Origin of the sequence: Vibrio navarrensis, assembly GCF_000764325.1 — a bacterium.
GTDB lineage: Bacteria > Pseudomonadota > Gammaproteobacteria > Enterobacterales > Vibrionaceae > Vibrio > Vibrio navarrensis.
This window is the reverse complement of sequence record NZ_JMCG01000001.1, coordinates 2,905,301-2,930,523: the sequence shown is the minus strand read 5'-3', so window position 1 is coordinate 2,930,523 and position 25,223 is coordinate 2,905,301. Positions and strand designations below refer to the sequence as shown.

Sequence of the window (25,223 nt, the reverse complement as noted above, 5' to 3'; positions counted from 1 at the left end):
GGGAAATAATGAAATTCATTATTTCCAAAAATCACATAATAAGATGCGAGCAGATGACCTAATTTTGTTTTGCCAAGTGGTAGAACAGGGCAATTTTAGTAAGGTAGCTGAAGAGAATAGCCTTACAAATTCAGTAGTTAGTAAAAGAATTGCCAGACTGGAAGAAGAGATAGGCGTGCAACTATTGTATCGAACCACGCGAAAATTGACGTTAACCGAAGCAGGCAAGGCGTTGTTACACAGTGCTAAAAATGTGAAGCAAGCCACGATGGAGGCGATGGACGCGATTTCCGGTTTCGGCGAAAACGTCAGCGGCCACATCAAAATGTCGGTGCCGACCATCTCGGGCGATCTGATTTTAGCCGATGCGGTGGCTGAGTTTTGCAACCTGCATCCGGGGCTGACGGTAGATATGTCGCTGGACAACCGCTTTGTTGACTTAATCGCTGGAGGATACGATCTGGTGATCCGCACTGGCTATTTGGAAGATTCCAGCCTGATCGCGCGTCACATTCTCGACTCGCAGTGGGTGGTGTGCGCCTCGCCCTCGTATATCGCCAAGCATGGTAAACCGATCAAACCGGATGATTTAACCAACCACAACTGTCTGCAATACGCCTATCAAACCACGGGCGCGTCAGATTGGGAGTTTAAAGGCAGCAAAGGTAACTACATTGTCAAAGTCTCTGGCTGCTTTTCCACAGACAACGCCACCGCACTGCGCAAAGCGGCGCTCGGTGGCCACGGTATCGCTTATGTGCCACGTTGTTTGGTCTACCACGATTTTCGCAACGGCCAGCTGGTGGATATTTTTCCAGAGCAAGTGGGGAAAAAGCTGGGCATCTACGCCGTCTATCCATTTACGCGTCAACCACCGAACAAAGTTCGCCTGTTAATTGAACACATTCGCGCGCGCTATCTCACCATCTCGCACTATTTCTGAACTGCGATCTATTCAGCATTTCGATGATTGTTGCCAATTTAACCTTGAAAAAGCCGCCTCTCACCCCGAACTAAGGGGTGAAAATTATTCTTATTAGCAAGGAATAGCCGATGGCTGGCGATTCCTTTCATTCCAAGCATAGAAAGACCACAGGGACGTTATGCAATATATAAACACACGAAAACAAGAACTTATCGAACACTATTTTGGCCATCCTGTCGCCGATCCTTATCGCTGGTTGGAAGACGATCGCAGCGAGGAAACCGCGCAATGGGTGGATGGACAAAACGCCGTGACCTTCGATTACTTAGCGCAAATCCCGTTTCGCAAGGCGCTGCGTGAACGAATCGCGGCCAGCCAAAATTACGCCAAGTACTCTCAACCGTTCGTGCGCGGCGAGTATACCTACTTCTATAAAAACGATGGCCTGCAAAACCAAAGCGTGTTGTATCGCAGTAAAGGTGAACAGGACGAGGCGCAGGTATTTCTTGACCCCAATGGCTTTTCTGCCGATGGCACCACTTCGTTAGATCAGGTCTATTTTTCTAAAGATGATTCGCTGGTGGCGTACACCATTTCTGAAGGGGGCAGTGACTGGCGCAAGATCTTTGTGCTCAACACACAAACAGGTGAGCAGATTGAACCAGAAATTGTCGATGTGAAATTTACCGGCGTGGCGTGGCTCGGTAGCCAAGGTTTCTACTATTCTCGCTACGACAAGCCGCAAGGCAGTGAGCTCTCGGCGCGTACTGAGCAGCACAAGCTCTATTATCATCAGCTCGGCACCCCGCAATCAGAAGATGTGTTGGTGTTCGGTGAAAATGAGGGCGAAGTGCATCGCTATGTCTCTGCTCAAACGACAGACGATGATCGCTATTTGCTGATTAGCGGCCATGAGTCGACCTCAGGTAACCGGCTGTTTTATATCGATCTGCATAGCGAGGAGCGCCAAGTCTTCACGCTGCTGGAGCATGTTGACTCGGACACTGAACTGCTCGACGCAACCGACAGCCACTTTATCCTCTACACCAATTTGCATGCCCCTAACGGCAAAGTGGTCAGCGTGGACATTGCCAGCGGCGAGTGGCGCGATGTGATCGCCGAGCAAGAGCAGCCCTTAGAGGTGGTAGCAGCGGGTGGCTATCTGTTTGCCACTTACATGGTCGATGTGCTGTCGAAAGTGGTGCAGTACAGCTACCAAGGCGAGCTGATCCGAGAAATTCAGTTACCCGGACAAGGCAGCGCGAGCGGTTTGGAAGGGAAAAAGTCGCAAACAACGCTCTACTATACCTTCACCAACTACGTGACGCCGCCGACCATTTTTGCCTTGGATGTACACAGTGGCGAATCGGTGGTGTATCGCGAATCGAGCGCGCCATTTAAGCGCGAGGATTTTATCTCTGAGCAGGTGTTTTACCCCTCAAAAGATGGCACCTTGATCCCGATGATCATCTCTTACAAAAAAGGCATTCAGCTCAACGGCAAAAACCCGACCATCCTTTATGGCTACGGTGGTTTTGATGTCAGCCTCACGCCTGCGTTTTCCGGCATGGTTTCAAGCTGGCTTGAGCTGGGCGGCGTGTACGCAGTAGCCAACTTACGTGGCGGCGGTGAATATGGGAAAGCATGGCACAACGCCGGCACGCAAATGCAAAAGCAAAACGTGTTTGATGACTTCATCGCGGCGGCCGAATACTTGATTGAACAGCAGTACACCGACAGTGCGCATTTAGCGATTCGCGGCGGCTCCAATGGTGGCTTGTTGGTTGGCGCATGTATGACGCAGAGGCCCGAGCTGTTTAAGGTCGCACTGCCTGCGGTGGGGGTGTTGGATATGTTGCGCTATCACACCTTTACTTCTGGTGAAGGTTGGAAATATGACTACGGCACTTCGGCGCAAAGTGAAGAGATGTTCCGCTACCTGCTGGGGTACTCACCGGTGCACAACGTGCGAGAGGGTGTACATTACCCGGCGACTCTGGTGACCACCGCCGATCACGATGATCGCGTTGTGCCTGCCCATTCCTACAAGTTTATCGCCCAGCTACAGCAAAAGCAGGCGGGAGACAATCCTGTTCTGATCCGTATTGATGTCAATGCGGGACATGGTGCGGGAATGCCAATGAGTAAGATGATCGATCTTTCGGCAGACTTATACGCCTTCACTCTGTTCAACATGGGGATCCGTGAGCTCAGCCCAGCTTAAGCCCGCGAGAAAGTGAAAATGCCGCGACAGTGTCGCGGCATTTTTGTCAGCGTCTGCTAAGCCTCAGACAACTGACGGGTCGGCGGCCATGCCGAAGGTAGCTATACCTACATTTTAATACTTCTGTTTTTTTGCTTGTTGTAACGATGACTGACGTTGTTATTTAATCTGCTGGTTTGGATAGTAATGTGTAATTGCGACAAACAGATGACGCTAGGCCACTTCCTCCACTTTGAGTTGGCTATCGAGATCAAATGAGGCGCTGATCAGCTTCTTGGTGTAGTCGCTTTGTGGATGATGGAAAATCGCCTCGGCGCTTCCTTGTTCCATCACTTCGCCTTTTTGCATCACCAACACGCGATCTGAAAGCGCTTTAACCACCGACAGATCGTGGCTGATAAACAGATAACCGATATTGTGTTTTTGCTGCAAATCTTTGAGTAGATCAATTACGGTTAACTGCACCGAGCGATCGAGCGCTGAGGTCGGTTCATCGAGCAAAATAAACGACGGCTCAAGGATCAAGGCGCGGGCAATGGCGATGCGCTGACGCTGACCACCAGAGAACTCGTGCGGGTAGCGGTTAATCGCGTTTGGCTCTAAGCGCACTTCTTTGAGCGCTTCACGGGCTCGTTGCATCCGTTCGGCTTTGCTCATTTGGGGGCGATGTACGGTGAGCGCTTCGGTGATGATCTCGCCGACTGTCATGCGTGGTGATAACGATCCGTAGGGATCTTGAAACACCATTTGCATCTCTTTCTTCAGCTCAAAACGTTGCTTGGCACTGATCTGATTGAGATCGTTACCTTGAAACTCAATGTGCCCAGTGCAAGGCAGTAGGCCAATCAAAGCGCGGCCTAAGGTCGATTTTCCCGAACCGGATTCGCCAACAATCCCCAAGGTTTCACCGCGTTTGAGTTGCAGCGAAATGCCTTTGACTGCCTCAAAATACTCACAGCGGCTAGGGATGAAGTGAGGTTTGGTGAGAAACTGCACTCGAATATCTTCTGCTTTGAGCAGCATGGGCGCTTGTTCATCCACCGCGGTTTTGCTCCCTTTCGGGATAGCGTTGATCAACATCTTGGTGTAATCGTGTTGCGGATTGTCAAACAGCGTCGCCGTTTCACCTTGTTCCACCACTTCGCCTTTGCACATCACCAGCACGCGGTCCGCAAAGTGCTTCACTACGCCAAGATCGTGGGTGATGAACAATATCGCCATGCCCATTTTGGCTTGGATCTCTTTGATCAGTTGCAGCACTTCCGCTTGTACCGTCACATCCAGAGCTGTGGTGGGTTCATCTGCGATCAAAATATCAGGCTCGTTGATCAGCGCCATGGCGATCATAATGCGTTGCAACTGACCACCCGAAAATTCGTGAGGGAACTTGCTATAGGCTTGCTGTGGATTCGGCAAATGCACCAGATGAAACAGCTCCAGCACTCTCGCTTTGGCTTGCTTGGGCGAAACGGGACGATGGCACATGATCGCTTCGGCGACTTGAATGCCGACGCGTAAATAGGGGTTGAGCGAAGTCATCGGCTCTTGGAAAATCATACCGATACGATCGCCGCGAATGGCGCGCATCTCTTTTTCACTTTTTTCTAAGATCGCTTGACCTTCAAAAACAATCGAAGAGTCTGGATGGATAATGGCGTTGTTAGGCAAAAGCTTCATTAAGGCGCTGGAAGAGACCGATTTTCCGGAACCAGATTCGCCAACAATCGACAACGTTTCTCCTGCGCGGAGCTGGAAAGTGACGCTTTTTACAGCATCCACGATACCGTCATTGGTGGTAAAGCTGACGGAGAGATTCTCTACCGTGAGAATGGTTTGCGATGACATTGAAATTCCTTGTCTTAATTGAGCACTCTGGCCACTTGAGCAGCCTCTGAGTAATGATGGAGCGCCGAAAACTGAGCATGCGCGTGGCTGACGTGTTCCAACTCCAGCATCCAGTGCGCGTTGCGTTGGGCGCGGCAGAAAGCCGTCATGTAAGAAAGAAGCGCGTCGGTATGTTGAACCAGAGTGGAGCGTAAACGGTCAATCAACTCGCCCGATTCCAAAGCGAGGAACTGAAACAACGCATAGGTTTGATTGAGAGTGCTGAAAGCATCGTGATGCAACCCCATGCGGTTATAAATTTCAGATTGCGCGATGCTGGCGTCCCGCAGCCCGCTCAGCAGGCAGGCAAACTGGCAGGGCTTGAGTGAACAGGCCTCGGTTGCAGATTGAATATGCATAGGCAGATGTGAAAGCACATCGTTAAACAAATGGTGCGCTTCCGGCCAGTGGCCTTGTTCCATCAGCTCTTGCGCTTTGAGGTAGCGCATCCAACATTGTTCCACATCCACTGTCTCAATCCTCAGCAAAATAATTTCCATAAGTTTAAATGAAAATTATTATCAATTGCAAGTGGGTATCAAAAGCATAAACTAGTGAGCCAGCTTGGTGGAAATATCGCCAGTTGCGCGGGGCTGTAGGTTAAGTCACTAAAAATCCTATTAAATCCAACTAGACTTGATGTACTGTGAAGCTAGATACGCCCAACCATCTCGACAGAACGCTCAATGACCACATTGTTCGGGCTTAGGGTAACAAGACAACAACAAGAACAAGGAGGCAGGTATGGCGATTCAAAGACTTACCGCAGACCAACTTTACTCTGTGGCTGAATTAGAACAACTGCCATGTAAGTCAACCAAAGAGTTGACGCCGATCGATGAGATAGTCGGACAAGAACGCGCGCAAAAAGCGGTCGAGTTTGCTATGTCGATCAAGGAGAAAGGCTACAACATTTACGCCATCGGCCAGAACGGTTTGGGTAAACGCACCATGATTCTGCGCTACCTCAATCGTCATCCTCACGATGCCAGCGCGCTGTACGATTGGTGCTATGTGGCGAATTTTGAAGATATCCGCACGCCGAAAGTGCTTAAACTTCCTCAAGGTGTCGGGGTACGTTTTCGTAACGACATCGAAAAGCTGATGACTAAGTTAGTCAATGCGATGCCGTTGGCGTTTGACAATGAAATGTATTTCAGCCGCGCCGACAAACTGAAAAATCAGTTGGCGCAAAAGCAAGAAGCGGAGCTGGAACGCATCTCCAAAGATGCCAAAGAGAAAGGCATTAGCCTTACGATTACCACGCAGGGTGATTATCAGTTTGTTGCGATGAATGGCGAAGAGCTGCACACCGAAGAAACCTTTGATGCGCTGAGTCGCAAAGAACAAGAGAGCTTTGGCGCTAGCATTGATGAACTTGAAGTGAGTCTGCGCTCCATGGTGCGCCAGCTTACTGAGTGGGAAGAGGCGTATACAGAGAAGATCAAAAAGCTCAATGATGATGTAACGCGGGATGTGATCACCCACTTTATCAAGCAGCTCAAACTCGACTATTCACAGTATCCGGAGATCAAAACCTATCTCACTGAGCTGCAAAAAGACATCATCGAGAACGCTGACATCTTTTTGGAAGAGAGCGGTGAGCAAGGGGAAATCGCCTCGGCGGCGCTGGATAAAAAGTTGCCACGTCGTTACAAAGTGAACGTATTGGTCAGCCGCAAAACCGACGAGTTTCCGATTGTGGTGGAAGAGACGCCCAACTATCACACTCTGTTTGGCTCGATTGAAACGGCGACTTTTAAAGGCACGGTGTTTACCGACTTTTCGCTGATTCGTGCAGGCAGTTTGCACAAAGCTAACGGCGGCGTATTGCTGATGGATGCGCAAAAAGTGCTCGAACAGCCTTACGTTTGGGATGGCCTAAAACGAGCGCTGCGCTCACGCCAACTCAGTTTTACGTCACTGGAAAAAGAGGTCACGCTGACTGGCGCGGTATCGCTTGATCCAGAGCCTATCCCACTGGATATTAAGATCATTTTGTTTGGTGACTATCGCACTTACCAACTGCTGCAACACTATGATCCTGAGTTTAGCGAACTGTTTCGTGTCACTGCCGATTTCGAAGACGAGATGAAACGCACTCCGGAATCCGAGCTTCACTACGCGCGGTTTATCTCTAGCGTGGTGCATGACAACAACATGCTGCATTGCGATAAAAAAGCCATTGCGCGCATCATCGAGCACAGTTCGCGTATCGTCGCTGATCAGGGCAAGCTTTCTCTGCATTCGGCGCACATCGCCAATCTGCTTCGTGAGTCGAACTACGTGGCGAAACAGTCCAATTCCAACATGATCCGCATCGGTCATGTGGAGGAGGCGCTGAGCAATCAAGAGATGCGTGTGAGCCGCTTAAAAGACATGGTGATGGAAGGCTTTATCAACGGCACCACCTTGATCCGTACCGAGGGAAAAGCGGTCGGTCAGGTCAACGCGCTGTCTGTGATCAGCACCAGTGACCATGCATTTGGCGCACCCAACCGCATTACGGCCACCACGTGTTATGGTGATGGCGAAGTGATCGACATTGAACGCAGTGTCGATCTTGGCGGCAGCATTCACTCCAAAGGGGTGATGATCCTCTCTGCCTATCTGTCGTCGGTGTTTGGCCGTAACGCGCGTGTGCCGTTAACCACCACGATCACCTTTGAACAATCATACGGTGGTGTGGATGGTGATAGTGCCAGTATGGCGGAGTTGTGCGCGGTGGCATCGGCATTTTCTAAACAGCCAAACCGTCAGGATATTGCGATCACCGGCTCCATGAACCAGTTTGGTGAATCGCAGCCGATTGGCGGCGTGAACGAGAAGATCGAAGGTTTCTTTGATGTGTGTGTGATCAAAGGACGTCATCCGCAGCAAGGCGTGATCATCCCGCGCTCGAACGTGCATAATTTGATGCTGCGCCCGGACATTGTGCGCGCAGTAGAAAAAGGGGAGTTTCACATCTGGGCGATTGAGCACGTCACCGAAGCGATTGAAATCTTCACTGGCAAACGGGCTGGTGAGCCGACCGACGATGGCAGCTACCCGATCGATACCATCTTTGGTATCGCCCAAGCGAAGCTCAACGCATTGCGTAAATAAATCTTTCAAGGGTCACAAAGTGGCCCTTTACTTTGTCTTCTCTGGCGAATTCGACACTTGTATCACACAGTCGAACAATTGACGTGTGTTTCAGAAGAGGTGGTGCTTGTTTCCACCGAGCTTTCACATCTAGCTGAAAAACAGAAAGAGCAGTTAAGCTTCTTCCGTCTGTAAAATCCACGTGCTGTAAAATACAAAACCGCCACAAATATGGGCGGTTTTTTATCATCTAGCTTCTTAGCTTCTTAGCTTCTTAGCTTCAGTTTGGTGCCATCGAAGGTGAGGTGGCTGAGCAGGCTCTTGGCGTTGACTTTGCCGTAGTCATCAAATTCCACTCCGTAGCGTGCGTAGTGGGTCGAGCGTTGCAAGTTGCACACTTTGCCTTTAAGCGGGGCGAGCGTCACGCCGCCATTTTTGCCTAAGACAATATCGAGCGACACTTCTTCGCCTACTTGGAAAGTGCGGCTCATCGGCGTAGTAATAAATCGGCAGCCACCACGGGAGAGATCGCGTATTTCGCAATCCACGCCAATCTCGCCCAAATAGGCTTTCGCGCTAAGGTTTACTTCATAGCGGATCTCTTTGCGCAGCTGCGACACCTGCATGGTGCTCGGCACACTCAGTACCAGCAGCGGGAATGGGTCGCCTAAGCGGTAGGAAATTTGGCTACGAAACTGAATGATCGCCCCTTCACCGCGATGCGACAGCGCTTTGATATTGATCCAAAAACCTGCTTGAAAATAAAAGCGCAGATCTTCATCCGAGATCTGTGGCACCTCGATCAAGATCGCATTGTTCGAATGCGAACCGATGAACTTACTTGTGGTTAAAAACTTGATGCCGACAGGTGTCGTGACGTTCAGCGTCATCTCACTGCCATGCTCAACCATCGCCAGTGCGTCCGTACTGTTTAAAGTGGATACGTTGTGCGTTTGATTGCTCTGTTGTACCGACGGACTACGTCCTTGAATTCTCGCCATAGAAAACGTCATTTATTGTTGTGATTCCTGATAGAGCAGCCCGAGAGATTCGGCAGAATTGTGTCACTGCCTTCTCGCATACACTAAGCGTATGCCCCAAATGGTATTCGCGCATATTTCGATTGGGAATTTTATTCAGGGGGATTAACATGTTCAATGATAAATACCTGAAATTTTGGAGGAATAGTGTGAATAACGTCACTCATGATGAGAAAAGTCAACGTTACAGCGTGCATTTGGAAGGAGAGTACTATGCCACGCTCGCTTACCAACTGGTCGATGGGGTGATGCACATTACCTCAACTAAGGTGCCAGAGGCCCTGCAAGGGAAGGGATACGGTAAAGTATTGATGGAAGCGGTACTGCCTGAAATTGAGCGAGCTGGCTACAAAGTGGTGCCTATTTGCAGCTATGTGAAGCATTATTTGCAGCGCAATCCGCGCTGGCAGAGCTTGGCCGCCTGACAAAAACAGGGCCAGCACGGCTGGCCTTGATAACCTATGCTTGCGTCTTAACTAGCACGCTGGCGAATGCGCCCCATGATGTAAGTATTGATGAACTGGCCATCGCGAAATGACGCATCCACCGCTTCTCCCTCAATCACAAAGCCATGTTTCTTATACAGGGCGATGGCTTTTTCGTTATCGCTGTTGACTTCAATCTGAATGCGGTGAACGTTAAGCCAGTTGTCTGCCAGCTCAGTCACCGTTTCGATCAACCTGCTGCCAATCCCCAAACCGTGGTAATCGTCATGCACGCCAATGCCAAATGAGGCTGTGTGCGCGGTGCGCGGGCGTTGAGAATGGTGAAAGCCGATATTGCCGACCACTTTGCCATCGACAACCGCAACATAGCTATACACTCCGGCGGGAATATTCGATAAGCGCTCTTTCCACATTGCTACTGACGGTTTTGGGAGTTGCAGGGTTTCACGTTGCGCTTTCGGTTGTGAGTAGAGTTCCACCAGTGCTTGCGCGTCATCAACGCAAGTCGGACGAACGATAATTTCCATGCTTTTCTCCTTGTTTGTTGTTTTTTTAACCAATCTAACTAGAAAAAATCATAAAAACCAGATTTTTTGTTAATAAATTGAGTGACTTGATTTCAGAAAAAACTAAGGAAAATCGCCGAGGTTTGCGGAGATTTCAGTAGAGTTATTGGAGGCTTGGCTGATAAGTGAGCAGTTGCACTATTTTTTGTGGCCATTTTTTTGTTCAGAAAGATTTTGTTCTGTAATAGGATGCCGTGTCACTGTTGAATCAACAGGGCACATTAAATAACTAAAAAGTAATAAGGAAAACTGATGCAATTGCGACGTTTTACTCCTAGCTCCGTGGTGTTGGCGATGACTCTCGCTTGCCCAATGATGAGCGTTGCTCAGGAAAGTGTTGTTCCAAAGACCGAAATGCCATCCCCAACTTGGATGCGCGATATTGCCTTGTCGCCAGATGGCCGACATATCGCTTTTACCTATGCCGGACAGATTTGGTTAGTGCCTTCGCAAGGGGGCGATGCACAGCCGCTGACCTCGGCTGACAGCTACAGCGAGCACCCAGTTTGGTCGCCAGACAGTCGGTCGATAGCTTTTACTGCTGATCGCTTTGGCCCGGGTGACGTGTTCATCACCTCATTACGCGGTGGCGAAGCGAAGCGTTTAACTTACCACTTCAGCAAAGATGTGCCTTACGCTTTCAGCGCCGATGGCAAACAGGTGTATTTCAGCTCAGCGCGTTTGGGCGATGCCGATGCCAGTGTGAACAATGGCTTTGCCGGCACCGCGTCTGCGCAGCTGTATGCGGTGAATGCAGAGGGTGGGCGAGAAAAGTTGATGCTGTCGAATCCGCTCAGCAGTTTGTCCATCAATGGGCAAAATGGCCAGTATCTCTATACCGATCTGCCATCCCCGATGGAACAGCAATGGCGTAAACGCGATGTCTCTGAGGCAGCGCGCGACATCTGGCGCTTTGATCCACAAACCGGCAAGCATAGCCGTATCACGCAATACCGCGGTGAAGATCGCGATGCCGTTTGGTCTGCCGATGGGCAGTCGCTCTACTATTTGTCGGAGTGCTCAGGCAGCTTCAACATTTGGCAAAAAGGGTTGAATGAAGCGGATAAACCAGTGCAAATCACTCAGCACGAGTTTTTGCCTGTGCGTTTTCTTTCAACCAGTCAACAGGGCGATCTCGCCTACGGTTTTGACGGGCAGATCTGGCATAAAGCGGCGAGTGAGTCCGCTGCTAAGCCAGTTGAGGTCAATATCCGTCAGGTGTTTCTCGGGCAAGGCAAACACTTCGTTAATCTCAATTATGAAGCGACAGAAATCGCGGTTTCGCCAGTGGCGCCTGAAGTGGCGATAGTGGCCCGTGGCGATGTCTATACCGTGTCGCTGCTGTCGGGGGCAACCAAACGCATCACCAAAACCCCGCAAGCGGAGCGAAATGTCTCTTTCTCGGCTGACGGTTTGTCGCTGGTGTACGCTTCAGAACGCCATGGCAACTGGGATATCTTCCACAGTTATGTTAACGATACGGGCAAGAGCTTTTCCACTTCACTGGATGTGCGAGAAGAGCAACTGTCGGATGAGCCAGTTGATCAAACTCAGCCACTCTACTCGCCTGACGGCAAAAAGCTGGCGTACCGTGAAAACAGCAACACGCTTAAAGTCTACAATCTGGAAGAAGATAAACACTATGTGTTACTCAATGATACCCAGCTCTATTCCTACTATGACCAAGATCTAAGCTACGCATGGTCGCCCGACAGCCAATACTTGGTGACGCGTAACCGCGCGGTTTACAACGCCGATATCGTGCTGCTGAAAGCCGACGGCAGCGAAGCGCCAGTGCAGATCACCAACAGCGGTTTTGTAGAAGGTGAGCCGAAATTTAGCGCCGATGGACAGATGGTCTACTGGTTAACCGACAGAAATAGCCTGCGTGATATCGACGATTGGGCAGTACAGTCGGATGTCTACGTTACGGTGCTCAACCAAAAGGCCGATTATGAGCTGAAGAAAAGTAAAGAGCAGAAGTGGCTTGATCGAGAAATCGCGCTCGACAAGGGCGAAGAGGGCGAGCAAGCCATGCCGATGGAGACACAGGTTGAGCCGCGCGGACTCAAGCATCGTACTTACCGCATCACGCCGTACTCCATGTCGCCACGCTTTACCTACCTCTCGCGTGATAACAAAGCGCTGTTGGTGGCAAACCAAGTTGGCGACAGCGTCGAGTTCACTAAGATCATGATTGAAGATAGCAGCACCGAAGTGTTGTTTACTCGTGCTGCGGAAGAGGTGAGAGCGATCGAAATGGAGCCAGACAGTGAGACACTGGTGCTGATTGGCGATCACGGCATTGAAGAACTTCATTTGCCCAGCGGCGAATCCAACTATGTCGACTACCAAGCTGAAGCCAATTACGACTTTAGCGCAGAAGTGGCGTACATTTTTGACCATGCTTGGCGTTTAACCGCAAGCAAGTTTTACGATAAAGGGCTGCATGGCGTGGATTGGGCCGCTTACGGCGAAGCGTATCGCAAGCATTTGGCAGGAATCCGTACCTACCAAGATTTCGCCGAGCTGCTGAGTGAAATGTCGGGTGAGCTCAATGCCTCACACACTGGCGCGTTCTTCTTAGACGGAAAATCTGGCTGGCCAGAACAAGCTTCTTTAGGGCTTTTCTATGATGACAACTACCGTGGAAAAGGGGTGCGTGTTAAGGCCGTGCTGCCTGCGGGCCCTGCTGATACCTATCAGACCATCATCAAACCGGGCAGCATTATTTACTCGGTAGATGGTCAAGAGATCACGCCAGAGATGAACATTTATCCGCTACTGGATGGCAAAGTTGGCAAAATGGTGCGTCTGAATGTGCTGAGTCCGGGCGAAAAAGAGCCGCAAGAGACTCAATTGGTGGCGATTGATCTAAGCCGCGAGGCGGAACTGGCCTACGAGCGTTGGGTCGACGAGCGCAAAGCGCTGACGGAGCAGTGGTCTGACGGGCGCTTGGGTTACGTTCATGTGCCAGAGATGGGACCGACCGCTTACGAAAGGTTGATCAATGAGTTGTTTGGTGAATACAACGACAAAGAGGGTGTGATTGTCGATATTCGCTACAACATGGGCGGCAATTTGCACGACCAGCTCATGGAAGTGCTCTCCGGTACGCGCCACAGCGCCCAAGTCACACGTGACGGCTATCAGTTGTCGACTTTCCCTGAGCGTCGCTGGGCGAAGCCGAGTATCATGTTGGCTAATGCGGCGAGCTATTCTGATGGCTCGATTGTGCCCTATTTTTACAAGCGTGAAGGCATTGGCCAATTGGTCGGTGAACGTGTGCCGGGTACGGGCACGGCGGTGTTGTGGGAGCCTCAGCAAGAGTCTCGACTCGTCTATGGTGTGCCTCAACTTGGTTTTAAAGACGACCAAGGGCAGTGGTTTGAAAACCAAGAGGTGATTCCGGATGTGTTGGTCTATAACTCACCGGAAGACATGGCCAAAAATTACGACAGACAACTGAAAGTCGCGGTTGAAACCCTACTCGCAGATTTGGATAAAGCGAAGTAGCAGAGCCTCTATTCCTCACTGTTCGAAGTCGATTGAGCCCCCCGAAGATTGTCCATCTCGGGGGGCTTTTTATCCTTTTCTTCCCACCGATACCTTTTGTAACAATTATTTCACCTTTCGATGCCAGCGGAGTATGATGACGACTGTTCTGAATCGGCCGCGCTGGGCTTATTCACGTTAAAACTAGGGACAGATCATGACCGCAAACCGCCAAGGTTGGAAAACACCGCAAAACTTCTTACTGCTCGTTTCTATTATCGTACCCATCGCCTTCTCAACTTGGATGGCGCTTCTCAATAACTTCGTTATAGAAAAAGCCAACTTTGATGGTGCAGACATTGGTTTGCTGCAAAGTGTGCGTGAGATACCCGGTTTTCTCGCCTTCACCGTGGTATTTGTCTTACTGTTTGTTCGCGAACAGCGTTTCATGTTGATTTCACTGGCGATGCTCACGCTCGGTACGGCGATCACTGGGCTGTTTCCTTCCCTGTTTGGTTTGCTGCTGACTACGTTATTGATGTCGACCGGTTTTCACTATTTTGAAACCCTCAAGCAGTCGCTCTCCTTACAGTGGCTGAGTAAAGCAGAAGCGCCGGAAATGTTGGGTAAATATGTCTCAGTGGGCGCACTGGCTTCGCTGGTTACTTACGGCTCCATTTGGTTAATGTTGGAGCAACTGAAACTCGATTTTCGCACCGTATACCTCATCGCTGGTGGAGTGGGTTTTGTGTTGGTGCTGGTGATGGTGTTTGCTTTTCCAGAGTTTAAAACCGAGGTACCACAAAATAAAAAACTGGTGCTCCGCAAGCGTTACTGGCTCTACTACGCCCTCACTTTTATGAGTGGTGCACGTCGGCAGATCTTTACCGTGTTTGCGGGCTTTTTGATGGTGGAAAAATTTGGTTACTCGGCGGCAGATATTACGCTGCTGTTTTTGATCAATTACCTATTCAACTTTTTGTTTGCCAAACGGATTGGCCGTTTTATCGGTGTGGTGGGCGAGCGCAAGGCGCTGATGTTTGAATACGTTGGGCTGATTTTTGTCTTCGTCGGTTACGGCTTAGTCAAAAGTGCAGAGTGGGCCGCTGCGCTGTATGTGGTTGACCACCTCTTTTTTGCGCTGGCGCTGGCGATCAAAACCTACTTCCAGAAGATTGCTGATCCCGCAGATATGGCCTCAACTGCAGGCGTTGCTTTCACCATCAATCACATCGCGGCGGTGGTGATTCCGGTGACCTTTGGTATGATCTGGCTGGTTTCGCCTTCCAGCGTGTTCTACATTGGCGCGCTAATGGCCGGGGTGAGTTTGCTACTTTCGCTCAATATTCCGGCCAAACCCGAGGAAGGGAACGAAACGCGCGTCTTGCGCTGGAGCTAAATTCCTTGCAACGCTGGGCTTATTGGTCGTTAAGATAACAATGTTGCTTTCGCGGCTGATGGTCTTGAATTGGCGCCGGGCTGTAGAGCCTCGGCGCGCTGTTTTTGGGCAGATGGACAAGGTTCAAATGATGGCGACGAGCCCATTGCACCGTCAGTGAAGTCGGTGCCGAGAGCGTCACTAATGTGGCGATTCTGGCGCGCACCGCTTTGTGGATCAGCTCCAAACTGCAGCGACTGGTCATCACCACAAAGCCTTGTTCTGGATTGACGTTCGCTCGCACCATCGCGCCTATCAGTTTATCCAAGGCATTGTGACGACCAATATCTTCGCGGCACAGTGCCAGTTCACCGACGTCAGTGACATACAGCGCCGCGTGCAATGCGCCGCTATGTTGAGCTAACACTTGCGCTTGCTGAATGCGCTCACGTAGCCCAGCAAACAGAGCTGGCTTAGGCGGCGCAATCTCTGGTAGCACCTCCAGCGATGGCAAAGCTTGCTCCAGCGCCTCAACCCCACAAATGCCACAGCCGCTGGTTCCGGCTAACTGGCGACGCTGGCTTTTCAACGCCCAAAATGCACGATTGGCGATCTCAACCGCCGCGTGCAGTGAATCTTGGCCAACGCTTAACTGTACATCGTGAATTTCACGAGCTGAGTGCACCACGCCGCTGCTGAGGCTAAACCCGGTAACGAAATCTTCGATGTTGCCCGGTGTCACCATCATCACCGCGTAGCTGATGCCATTAAAACTGATGGAGAGCGCCGTTTCACTCGCCAGCGCTTTACTGCCTTGAGTGCGCCCAGTATTCATCTCTACATATTGATAACGATCTGGTTTGTGTGCAGCGAAGTTGGCTTCACTCAGTTGCGTCAGAGGTGTGATGGTGCAGGTCATGAGTTTTTCTCTCTTTATGCCGTGGCGAGCGAGTCAGCGGCAAATATCGTCTTTGCTTTGGCAAAGCATCTCTCAGCCAGCACCGAACGCGGTTCACTGCTGCGAATCAGTAGGCCAATCCGAGAGTGTACCTTGGCGTTGGAGATCGGGATCATCCGCAGATGCTCATTCATGGCTTCCATGCCACCATTAAGTGGCATAATGGTGCAACATAGCCCGGCGTTGACCGCTTGCAGCAACTGAAATGTCGAGTCACTCTCTAACTGAATGTGTGGTTCAATTGCGTGACTGTGAAAACTAAGGTCAATCGAGCGGCGGTAATGCATCCCCTGAGTAAGCAAGCCTAGCGGGATCTTATCGAGACTCTCCCAAGCCATTTCGCTCTCGACGAAGGAAAAATAGCGGCTATCGTGCAGTAGCCCCATACGGGTAGGTTGAAGTTCAAAAACCTCAAATTGGCGCGTATCGAGTTGATCGAGATAGCAAAGACCGAGATCAAGCTGATTGCGTTTTAACGCGTCAACCACTTGTTCCGAGGCCATTGAAAAGAGCTGATAGCGCAGAGCTGGGTAGTGTTGGGTGAGTGGCTTGAGCAACGTCATAGGGTCAAGGCTGGCTAGAGGGACCATGCCAAAACGCAGATTCCCGACCAGCTGTCCGCGGCAGTTGGCAGCTTCTGCTTGCAAACCGTCGTGCGCGGCGAGCACACTGCGCGCCCAAGCGAGAATGCGCTCGCCTGCATCGGTAAATCCTTCGAAGCGCTGGCCACGGTTAATCAAAGTGAGTTGCAACTCCTCTTCTAAATTTCGAATGCGCATCGAAAGAGTTGGCTGGGTAATGTGGCACATCGCTGCGGCTTGCCCAAAATGCTGGGTTTCGTCGAGAGCAATGAGGTATTTCAATTGCTTAATATCCATAGTGCTTTCCTAAGCCGCCAAGCGTAGAGAGGTTGCAGGCGTTAAAATGGCCTGACTTGAGTCGTTTTGCTCAATATTGACGATCAGCGCTTCGGATTGCAATCGGTGAGTACGCATCGCTTATTGAAAGCGCCATATCTTTTTACTCAGGCGCATGACAGAAAAATGTCGTGAATTGAATCGGGGGCGCGTAATGACAGTGGTTGAAGCTGGTTAATAAATAAGCTTTGATAGTCGTGATGACGTTCTCATGGAATACAGTCATCTCACCAGTGAAATAAATATGTCGCTCAGAATGTCACAACTATTTTAATTTTTTATCGAATACATTATTTTACTAATATTAGAGACTTGCAGCTTCTATAAAATATTCAATCTTCATTTTAATAATAACTTTTAATGTCAAAAATAGCTGTTTATAGAAATATTTCTGAGCTTTTAATACACTTTTACTCTGTGCTGATTTTCACTTTCTTTGATTGTGGTCAAGAATAAAGTTGAAAATGACCCAGATCAAATTGATTGTTTTTATCAATTGATAGATGAGCTCTATCAAGATCGAAATTCGGACTTGCCTGGCAATCATGGCCCTCAACGCTTTGTTTTTAAGAGAGCAATAGCGAGACAAGTGATGAAAATGCAAACTTTGTATTTAATTATCCTGATAGTTCCTATCAATTAAAATTAAATCAATCAATTTGACTAACGTAGAAATAGGGATTAACCTCTATCTAAAATAAAAATCGCCCAAATAATTTGTGGCATTGAATAATCAGTCAGTGAACTTTATCTCCTCAACGTTATTTCACCGAAATCAAAGTGCTTGACGCTAGGATCGCTATTTTCTATCGCTCATTAATAAATCCGAGTGGTAAATCAGAGTGGTAAATCAGAGTTCATTGTCATTCCGAACGAGGAGTGTCGTCATGAAGCAAAAAGAACAGATTGAACAATATTCTGGCCCTGCGGGTGGCTGGGGAGCGCTCAAAGCGGTCACGAAAAGCTGGTTAGGCAGCGACAATGCCTTTCGAAACTTACGCGCGATGCTCAAGACTAACCAAAATGGCGGCTTTGACTGTCCGGGATGCGCTTGGGGAGAATCACCAGAAAACGGCATGGTCAATTTTTGCGAAAACGGCGCCAAAGCCGTTAACTGGGAAGCCACCAGCCGCTTAGTCGATCCGGAGTTTTTTGCCCAGCACAGTGTCAGTGAGTTGGCAAAGCAAACTGACTACTGGTTGGAATACCAAGGTCGTTTGAGTCATCCGATGCGCTACGATGCGAGTAGTGATCACTATGTCGCTATCTCTTGGCAAGAAGCGTTTGATTTAGTCGCCAAGCATCTCAACGCGCTGCAATCGCCTGATGAAGCGGAATTTTACACCTCGGGGCGAGCCAGCAACGAAGCGGCCTACCTCTATCAGCTGTTTGTGCGTGCCTTTGGCACCAATAATTTTCCCGACTGTTCCAATATGTGCCACGAAGCCAGCGCGATAGGGTTGTTTGAAACCATCGGGGTGGGTAAAGGCACGGTGGTGTTTAAAGATTTAGAGCACGCTGATGCGATTTTTATTATCGGGCAAAACCCCGGTACTAACCATCCGCGAATGTTAGAACCGCTGCGCGCGGCGGTAAAACGCGGCGCACAGGTTGTCTGCCTTAACCCACTCAAAGAGCGTGGTTTGGAGCGTTTTCAAAACCCACAATTGCCGATTGAAATGCTACGCAACGGCTCAAAACCGACCAGCAGTGCTTATTATCATCCGGCGCTGGGCGGCGACATGGCGGTGTTTCGTGGCATGGCGAAGTTTCTATTGCAATGGGAACGTGAAGCGCACGCACAGGGCGGGGAACCTGTGTTTGACCACGAGTTCATTCGTCAGCATACCAACGGGTTAGACGCCTATTTAGCCGCTGTTGAGCAAACATCATGGCTGCAAATTGTTGAGCAATCAGGTTTGCAACTCGATGAGATTGAGTCGCTAGCGCACATCTATCGCCACGCCGATCGCGTTATCATGTGCTGGGCGATGGGGCTGACGCAGCATCGCCACTCGGTAGTGACTATTCAGGAAGTGGTGAATCTGCAATTGCTGCGCGGCAACGTGGGCAAACCGGGCGCAGGTTTATCGCCAGTGCGTGGTCACAGTAATGTGCAGGGCGATCGCACCATGGGGATCAATGAGAAACCGCCTGCGTTTTTGCTTGATGCACTGGAGAAACGTTTTCAGTTCAAGGTGCCTCGCTCACATGGCCACAACGCCGTACAGGCGATTCAGGCGATGGAAGAAAAACGCGCCAAAGTCTTTATCGGTCTTGGTGGCAATTTCGCCCAAGCAACACCGGATACGCCTCGCACTCACCAAGCCATGCGCAACTGCGAGCTAACGGTACACATTGCCACTAAACTCAACCGCTCTCATTTGGTGACCGGGCGTGATGCCTTGATCCTGCCGTGCTTAGGTCGCACTGAAATCGATGTGCAAGCCCATGGCCCGCAAGGTGTGACGGTGGAAGATACCTTTAGTATGGTGCACCTCTCGTATGGTCAACTGAAACCGCGCTCGCCGCATTTGCGCTCTGAACCCGCCATTTTGGCCGGGATTGCCAAAGCAACATTGGGCAATTTCCCGATTGACTGGGATTGGGCCATTGCTGATTACAGCCGTATTCGTGATTTAATTGAGCAGACCATTCCCGGCTTTAAAGATTTTAACCAACGCGTGCAGCACCCCGGTGGTTTCTATCTGGGCAATGCGGCGGCGCGGTGTGAGTGGAATACCGCCAGTGGCAAAGCACAGTTTTCTCCTTCAGCTTTGCCCGCACAACTGGTGAATGAGCACGTTACGTCACGTGGTGATAATCCGGATTTGATTTTGCAAACGCTGCGCTCGCACGATCAATACAACACCACGCTGTATGGTTTGAACGACCGTTATCGTGGTGTGTTTGGCCGACGTGATGTGGTGTTTGTCAATCAAGAGGAAATTCGCCGTTTGGGTTATCAAGCGGGTGACAAAGTCGACTTGGTGAGCTTGTGGGAAGATGGCGTGGAACGCCGGGTGAGCGGCTTTGAGCTGGTGGCGTATGATATGCCCGCGGGACAAGCTGCAGCCTATTACCCTGAGACCAACCCTTTGGTTCCGCTGGAGAGTTACGGTGAACGCACATTTACCCCAACTTCCAAGTTTATTGCGATTAAACTTAAAAAAGCCCAGCCAAGTGAGGTGATTGCGACCACCGCAGTGTAATCACTATGCTAAACAGCGAGGCCCTGCATCATGCAGGGCCTCGCTGTTTTTACGACCACGGATACCAGAATAGCGCCGTGTCGAGTAAGCGCTTACCAATCGCTGCCGCGACGATCACGACAATCGCGGTGAGGCAAAGATAATCCACTTGTTTGAGCGGTTTTAAACTGTACCAAGTACGCGAATTATGCCGACCAAAGCCGCGTAGTGTCATCGCGTTGGAAATTTGATCTGCGCGTTCCAAGCTGGAAAAAATGAGCGGGCCAAGAATTTTGGCGACGTTTTTCAAACGCGTAAACAGCGGTGCTTTCTTGCTGAGTTCGACTCCGCGAGCTTGCTGGGCGTGCATGATATTGACGAAATCTTTCTTCACTTCCGGTAGGTAACGCAACGTTAAACTGACCGCGTAGGCGATTTTGTACGGCACGCCGAGGCGGTTAAGGCTCGCGGCAAACTCCGTCGGATGGGTTGTGAAGACAAACACCAACGCAATCGGGAACATGCTGAAATATTTCAGTGTCACGGTGACTAAGTAAAACAGCGTCTCTTGGGTGAGCGAGTAGTCTCCGGGCAGCGAGAGCAGCACGTGCGCTGTGCCGATGTATTCGCTGCCTTGCTGCGGAGCTAAGGCAAACATAAACAGCGCGTTGAGCAGAAGTACGCTCCCAGTACCCAGCAGCAAGGATTTATACACGCGAAATGGTACTCGGGTGAGTTTGAGCAGCCCAAGCCCCGCGATGATCAACAAGCCAATCATCCGTAAGTCAAAGGTAGTGAGTACTACCGTGATCCACGCGATGAACAGGGCGAATTTTGTGATGCCGTTAAGCTGATGCAAAGGCGATTGGGTATCAATGTAGTTGATACCAAACTTCATTTTGGTCTCTTTCATGCCTGCTTCTCGTGACAGCGCTCGGTTGACAAGGTTTCACTTTCGTCGACTTTCTCGCGATGGTCTTTCTCGCTGGCGATAAAGTGGCGCATCAATCCATCACGGTCGGCAATAGCAAACTTTTCCGCCAACGGATACAAGCTGGTGACCGTGAGGTTGGCGTTATCGAGCAAAGCGGGCGAGCTCAAAACGTGGGTCATCGGTGCATCGGCGATCAATTTGCTGTCGGCAATGACCAGCGAACGTGTGGTGTATTCAAGCACTAGGTGCAGATCGTGCGAGATGATCATCACCGTGATGCCAAGCTCGCGGTTGAGTTTTTCGATAAAGCGCAACATCGCAGTGTAATTGCGATAATCCTGACCCGCGGTCGGTTCATCAAGGATCAACAGTTGCGGCTTTAAAGCGAGAATCGAGGCGATGGTCACGCGTTTTTTCTGTCCGTAGCTCAACGCTTCAATCGGCCAGTGACGATACTTACTCAGTCCACACAGCGCCAGAGCCTCGAGCACTTTGCTCTCGATCTGCATTTCGTCGAGGCCACGATTACGCAGGCCAAAAGCGACTTCATCGAAAATCATGTGATGGGAGATCATATGATTGGGGTTTTGCATCACAACGCCGATTCTTTGGCTGCGCTCAAAAATCGACAACTGACTGAGATCGTCGCCATGTAAGTGCATTGAACCTGCATCTGGCGTCAGTACCCCCATCAGTAGTTTGGTGATGGTTGATTTTCCTGAGCCGTTTTTACCCAGCACGGAGACAAACTCGCCACGTTGAATATCGAAACTGACGTTCTCAAGCGCATTTTTCTCACCATCATAGGAATAGGTCAAATCACGCACTTGCAAAAGAGGCGCCGATAGTGAACGCTCAGAGACAGGCTTAGCGGCATCAAACCAAGCGCGAAGCGGCTTGGCAAACGGTTCAACAGGGATGTGCGACAGCTTCGATGGATGATGCTGTGCAGTAAGCTGGCAGCCAGCCGCTTTTAAAGCCGAAAGGTAGAGCGGCTCACGAATTCCGTACTGCGCCAGCAAAGAAGAAGCAAGTAGCTTGTCAGGTGTGGTGTCAGCAATTATTTCGCCGTTATCCATCAAGATGATGCGATCCACTGGCCGATGCAGCACATCTTCCAGGCGGTGTTCAATAATCACCACGGTTTTGCCACTTTGTGTGTGCAGATCATCAATGATTTCAATGGTCTTCTTGCCCGTTTTCGGGTCAAGTGCGGCTAGCGGTTCATCAAACAGCAAAATATCGACATGGTCGACTAAAATGCCCGCCAGTGAGACTCGCTGTTTTTGCCCACCGGAGAGATCGTGCGGCGAGCGCTCCAGCATCATCTCCAGATCAACCATACGCGCAGTGGCTTTGACCAGCGGGTACATCTCAATATTGCTAGTCAGTTGGTTTTCCAGCGCGAACGCAATATCTTCACCAATGCTCAACCCGACAAACTGGCTGTCGGTATCTTGCAAAACCGTGCCCACTTGTTCGGTGAATTGGTGCATGTCAAAAGTGTCAGTATTTTGCCCATTGATACGCAGCTTGCCAGAGATTTCTCCTTTCACCGCGTGCGGAATCAGCCCGTTGAGGCATTGGCCAAGCGTCGATTTACCGCTACCGCTTGGGCCAATGATGACGATTTTCTCTCCTTTCTCTATCCTTAGATTGATATTTTTTAGCGTCGGTTTGTCCAGCGACTCATATCGAAAAGAGAAGTTAGAAAATTCGATGGTCATGCGCGATTAAGCCTCAGTTAAGTTGCGGCTCTGCTTATTGCGCTTCGCGACCGATTTAAGAATGAAATAGCCCACAACGGCGATCAGGACGGTGTTACCTGAGGCAATAATCGTCAGTTGGGTAAACACTTTTGTGAAAGGTTCGGCATATAACAGGGTATCGAGGAACGCAGAACAGCCATAACCAAACACGTTGCCAAGCAGCGCAAGCAACACAAACAGGGCAAAGTCTTTCATACTAAACTCGCCTTTTTCCAAGCGGTTGCGAGTCAGAGATGGGAAGAAGCCGATAATCAAACCAACCAAACCAGAGCCGAGAGCCCAAGTCAGCCACACGCCCCAACCGGCGAACAGGTCCGTCACCCAGTGACCAATAAAGCCCACCAAAAAGCCGACCAGAGGGCCAAAGAGAACAGAAAACAGCGCGAGTACCGCCATCGCCGGCTTGAGTGTGGTATTGGCAAAAACCGGAATGCCAAACATGGGCAAGCCACCAATGCCGTAAAGCGCCGCACCGATTGCAATCACCACTACGGTTTTAGCTGAAAGATTCATAGTTAACCTCTGTTCAATTGTCGAAAGAACACATCATTGTTTGCGATGAGCCGCCTGATTGTCTATGAAATAGACAAAACAACCAAGTCGCTTATGGTCGGTGCGATTAATCATCAGAAAAGTTGTGATGTTTTCTGCATATCCTTTTGACACGCTTGCTTTTTCCGCACACATAAAAATAAGGCGCGCAGTATACAGAATTATATGAGGTGAGGGAATGGACTCTGATTAAGCGGCTTGCATGAAATGGGGCTGAAATGACAGCCCCAAAATAAAAAGAAACGAAGGGATGGAAATTAGTGGTCTAAGTATAGGTAGTTCTGCCAGCTTTTCATGCGAATCAAAACCTTACGCATGATAGAGACATGGGTGAAGGTGTCTGAGTAAACGGCTACTTCAACGGCCGTTCCCATAGGTAGCTGATACTCAGAGATATCATCTGTAAGTCGTAAAGTGACAAAAACGCGCCCTGAGGTTTTCAGTGCTTCTGTACCTAACAATGAACCTCGAGCTTGGATTTGGCTCTCGCCAATCGCAGGTAACACTTCGATCACCTCGCCCTTAAATATTTTTCCTGGAAGCGCGCGGAAAAGAAACTCCGCTTCAAAACCACGCTTTAAACGTTGAAGTGAGTTCTGACGAAAAGCAGCGGTGTAAATCTTTTCTTCCGTATGAACAAATGTCATCACTGGCGCTAAAGGCAGCGGAACAGACATTACTCCAGGACGCAGCGCCAACTGAGTAACGTAGCCATCGCTTGGCGCTCTCACCACCGTTTGCTCTAGATCGAACTCTGCTTTTCGCAGCTCGGCTAACAGTTGGGCGACTTGAGTGTTTTCCCCTCCAATCTCTGAATCGAGAGATATTTTGGCTTGCTCTTGCTGAGACTGTGCAACCTCCAACGCGGCTTGAGCAGCCTTATAAGCTTGGCGAGTGGTATCCATTTGTTGCTCTGTAAACGCACCACGCTCAAAACCTCTGAGATAGCGATCATACTCACGTTTGGCTTTATCTCTCTCTGCCATCGCTTTTAGCACTGCCGCTTGTGACTCTTTGACATTGGATTCCAAGCCTAGTGCGCCTTGGCTGGCTTCCTTGACTTTTGCTTTCAGTCTTTCTACTTCTGCTTCAAAAGGGACAGGATCAATACGAAACAGGACATCCCCTTGATAGAGAGGTTGATTTGCTTGAACAGGAACATCAATGACTCTACCACGCACGCCTGAAACAATAGGAGTAGTGGAATAAACTTGGTTACCGAGTTGCGTAAAAGGATGGTTGTAGTTCATCAATAGAATCAAGGTCCCAATAAGAACGACACCACCCAAAACGGCGGTAGGGACTGTCCACTTGTTCAGCGGGATCTTAAACACTTTAAAAATGGCGATGCAAAGGGCGGTATATGTGAGGACAAGCAGTAAATCCATTATTGTTTCTCCTTTTCAATGTCCGCATGGTCAGCATCAACCGAATTGTCACGATGCTGAGGAGACTTCAGTTGTTCTATCTCACTGCGCAGTTGCGTCACCTCATCCATCAGCGCTGTAACACGATGATGGATATCATGTTGTTCTTCTTCTAGCTTCTGAAAGCCCCAGCCACGCTCTTTGCGCCAAAGTGTTGCCCAAATCCAAAGAAAGGGCCACAGTGCGTGAAGGGTGAATAGACTTACCCAGCCAGCATAGTGAATGGCGTCTTGATGTGGATGCTCGCGCTCTTTGGCAATTTCGTATGGAATATCGTGAATCACGATGATGCCGTAAAAAATGACTAAGGCGACGAAGACGAGCAATCCCAATGCAAAATAATCGAGAAACATCTTACTTCCTTGCTAAAAATGGAGTGAATTAAAGGTGTAGTAAGTATTCATTATAGGATTTATTACTGCAAGGGAATTGG

General features: G+C 49.9%; 18 protein-coding genes. 7 read left to right on the top strand and 11 right to left on the bottom strand.

What is annotated here, in order from left to right; translation table 11 throughout:
- Nucleotides 1–43: 43 nt before the first annotated feature.
- Complete coding sequence (locus EA26_RS12940) at nt 44–943, top strand: LysR family transcriptional regulator (RefSeq protein WP_039428091.1); 900 nt, start codon at nt 44–46, stop codon at nt 941–943.
- A gap of 160 nt (nt 944–1,103) precedes the next feature.
- Entirely contained in the window at nt 1,104–3,149 is a 2,046-nt protein-coding gene (locus EA26_RS12935) for a prolyl oligopeptidase family serine peptidase (protein ID WP_039428089.1), read from the top strand.
- Nucleotides 3,150–3,362: 213 nt separating this feature from the next.
- Here EA26_RS12935 and EA26_RS12930 read toward each other — a convergent pair whose 3' ends face one another.
- Both EA26_RS12930 and EA26_RS12925 read right to left on the bottom strand, forming a co-directional pair.
- Entirely contained in the window at nt 3,363–4,994 is a 1,632-nt protein-coding gene (locus EA26_RS12930) for an ABC transporter ATP-binding protein (RefSeq protein WP_039428087.1), read from the bottom strand.
- Nucleotides 4,995–5,008: 14 nt separating this feature from the next.
- Nucleotides 5,009–5,503 (bottom strand): hypothetical protein, encoded by a 495-nt coding sequence (locus EA26_RS12925; RefSeq protein ID WP_039429125.1) that lies wholly within the window; start codon nt 5,501–5,503, stop codon nt 5,009–5,011.
- A 274-nt stretch (nt 5,504–5,777) separates the two neighbouring features.
- Here EA26_RS12925 and EA26_RS12920 point away from each other — a divergent pair, with 274 nt between their 5' ends.
- Nucleotides 5,778–8,138, top strand: coding sequence for a Lon protease family protein (locus EA26_RS12920; RefSeq protein ID WP_039428085.1), 2,361 nt, complete (start codon nt 5,778–5,780; stop codon nt 8,136–8,138).
- Nucleotides 8,139–8,383: 245 nt separating this feature from the next.
- On the opposite strand, the gene EA26_RS12910 is transcribed toward EA26_RS12920, so the two are convergent.
- Nucleotides 8,384–9,118: a flagellar brake protein gene (locus EA26_RS12910; protein ID WP_226975386.1), complete on the bottom strand. Its 735-nt coding sequence runs from the start codon at nt 9,116–9,118 to the stop codon at nt 8,384–8,386.
- A gap of 188 nt (nt 9,119–9,306) precedes the next feature.
- Between EA26_RS12910 and EA26_RS12905 the strand changes: the two genes are divergently transcribed.
- Entirely contained in the window at nt 9,307–9,582 is a 276-nt protein-coding gene (locus EA26_RS12905; protein WP_039428082.1) for a GNAT family N-acetyltransferase, read from the top strand.
- A 47-nt stretch (nt 9,583–9,629) separates the two neighbouring features.
- On the opposite strand, the gene EA26_RS12900 is transcribed toward EA26_RS12905, so the two are convergent.
- On the bottom strand, nt 9,630–10,130 hold the full coding sequence (locus tag EA26_RS12900; protein ID WP_039428081.1) for a GNAT family N-acetyltransferase: 501 nt from the start codon (nt 10,128–10,130) through the stop codon (nt 9,630–9,632).
- Between the two features lie 291 nt (nt 10,131–10,421).
- On the opposite strand from EA26_RS12900, the gene EA26_RS12895 reads away from it, so the two are divergent.
- Nucleotides 10,422–13,685 carry a S41 family peptidase gene (locus tag EA26_RS12895; protein ID WP_039428080.1) on the top strand — a complete coding sequence of 1,088 codons (3,264 nt, stop codon included), beginning with the start codon at nt 10,422–10,424 and terminating at the stop codon, nt 13,683–13,685.
- A 196-nt stretch (nt 13,686–13,881) separates the two neighbouring features.
- Entirely contained in the window at nt 13,882–15,063 is a 1,182-nt protein-coding gene (locus tag EA26_RS12890; RefSeq protein ID WP_039428078.1) for an MFS transporter, read from the top strand.
- Nucleotides 15,064–15,082: 19 nt separating this feature from the next.
- Here EA26_RS12890 and fdhD read toward each other — a convergent pair whose 3' ends face one another.
- Both fdhD and EA26_RS12880 read right to left on the bottom strand, forming a co-directional pair.
- Nucleotides 15,083–15,961: a formate dehydrogenase accessory sulfurtransferase FdhD gene (gene fdhD / locus EA26_RS12885; RefSeq protein ID WP_052079192.1), complete on the bottom strand. Its 879-nt coding sequence runs from the start codon at nt 15,959–15,961 to the stop codon at nt 15,083–15,085.
- Nucleotides 15,962–15,975: 14 nt separating this feature from the next.
- Nucleotides 15,976–16,878 carry a LysR family transcriptional regulator gene (locus EA26_RS12880; RefSeq protein WP_039428075.1) on the bottom strand — a complete coding sequence of 301 codons (903 nt, stop codon included), beginning with the start codon at nt 16,876–16,878 and terminating at the stop codon, nt 15,976–15,978.
- A gap of 926 nt (nt 16,879–17,804) precedes the next feature.
- Here EA26_RS12880 and EA26_RS12875 point away from each other — a divergent pair.
- Nucleotides 17,805–20,129 carry an FdhF/YdeP family oxidoreductase gene (locus EA26_RS12875; protein WP_039428073.1) on the top strand — a complete coding sequence of 775 codons (2,325 nt, stop codon included), beginning with the start codon at nt 17,805–17,807 and terminating at the stop codon, nt 20,127–20,129.
- A gap of 49 nt (nt 20,130–20,178) precedes the next feature.
- Here EA26_RS12875 and EA26_RS12870 read toward each other — a convergent pair whose 3' ends face one another.
- The 5 genes from EA26_RS12870 to EA26_RS12850 form a co-directional block, all read right to left on the bottom strand.
- Nucleotides 20,179–21,021: an energy-coupling factor transporter transmembrane component T family protein gene (locus EA26_RS12870; RefSeq protein ID WP_039428071.1), complete on the bottom strand. Its 843-nt coding sequence runs from the start codon at nt 21,019–21,021 to the stop codon at nt 20,179–20,181.
- Nucleotides 21,018–22,769 (bottom strand): ABC transporter ATP-binding protein, encoded by a 1,752-nt coding sequence (locus tag EA26_RS12865; protein WP_039428069.1) that lies wholly within the window; start codon nt 22,767–22,769, stop codon nt 21,018–21,020. The genes EA26_RS12870 and EA26_RS12865 overlap by 4 nt, the downstream gene beginning before the upstream one ends.
- A gap of 6 nt (nt 22,770–22,775) precedes the next feature.
- Nucleotides 22,776–23,324, bottom strand: coding sequence for an ECF-type riboflavin transporter substrate-binding protein (locus EA26_RS12860; RefSeq protein WP_039428067.1), 549 nt, complete (start codon nt 23,322–23,324; stop codon nt 22,776–22,778).
- 296 nt (nt 23,325–23,620) lie between these two features.
- Nucleotides 23,621–24,751 carry an HlyD family secretion protein gene (locus EA26_RS12855; protein ID WP_039428065.1) on the bottom strand — a complete coding sequence of 377 codons (1,131 nt, stop codon included), beginning with the start codon at nt 24,749–24,751 and terminating at the stop codon, nt 23,621–23,623.
- Nucleotides 24,751–25,143 carry a DUF3302 domain-containing protein gene (locus EA26_RS12850; protein ID WP_039428063.1) on the bottom strand — a complete coding sequence of 131 codons (393 nt, stop codon included), beginning with the start codon at nt 25,141–25,143 and terminating at the stop codon, nt 24,751–24,753. The genes EA26_RS12855 and EA26_RS12850 overlap by 1 nt, the downstream gene beginning before the upstream one ends.
- Nucleotides 25,144–25,223 lie beyond the last annotated feature (80 nt).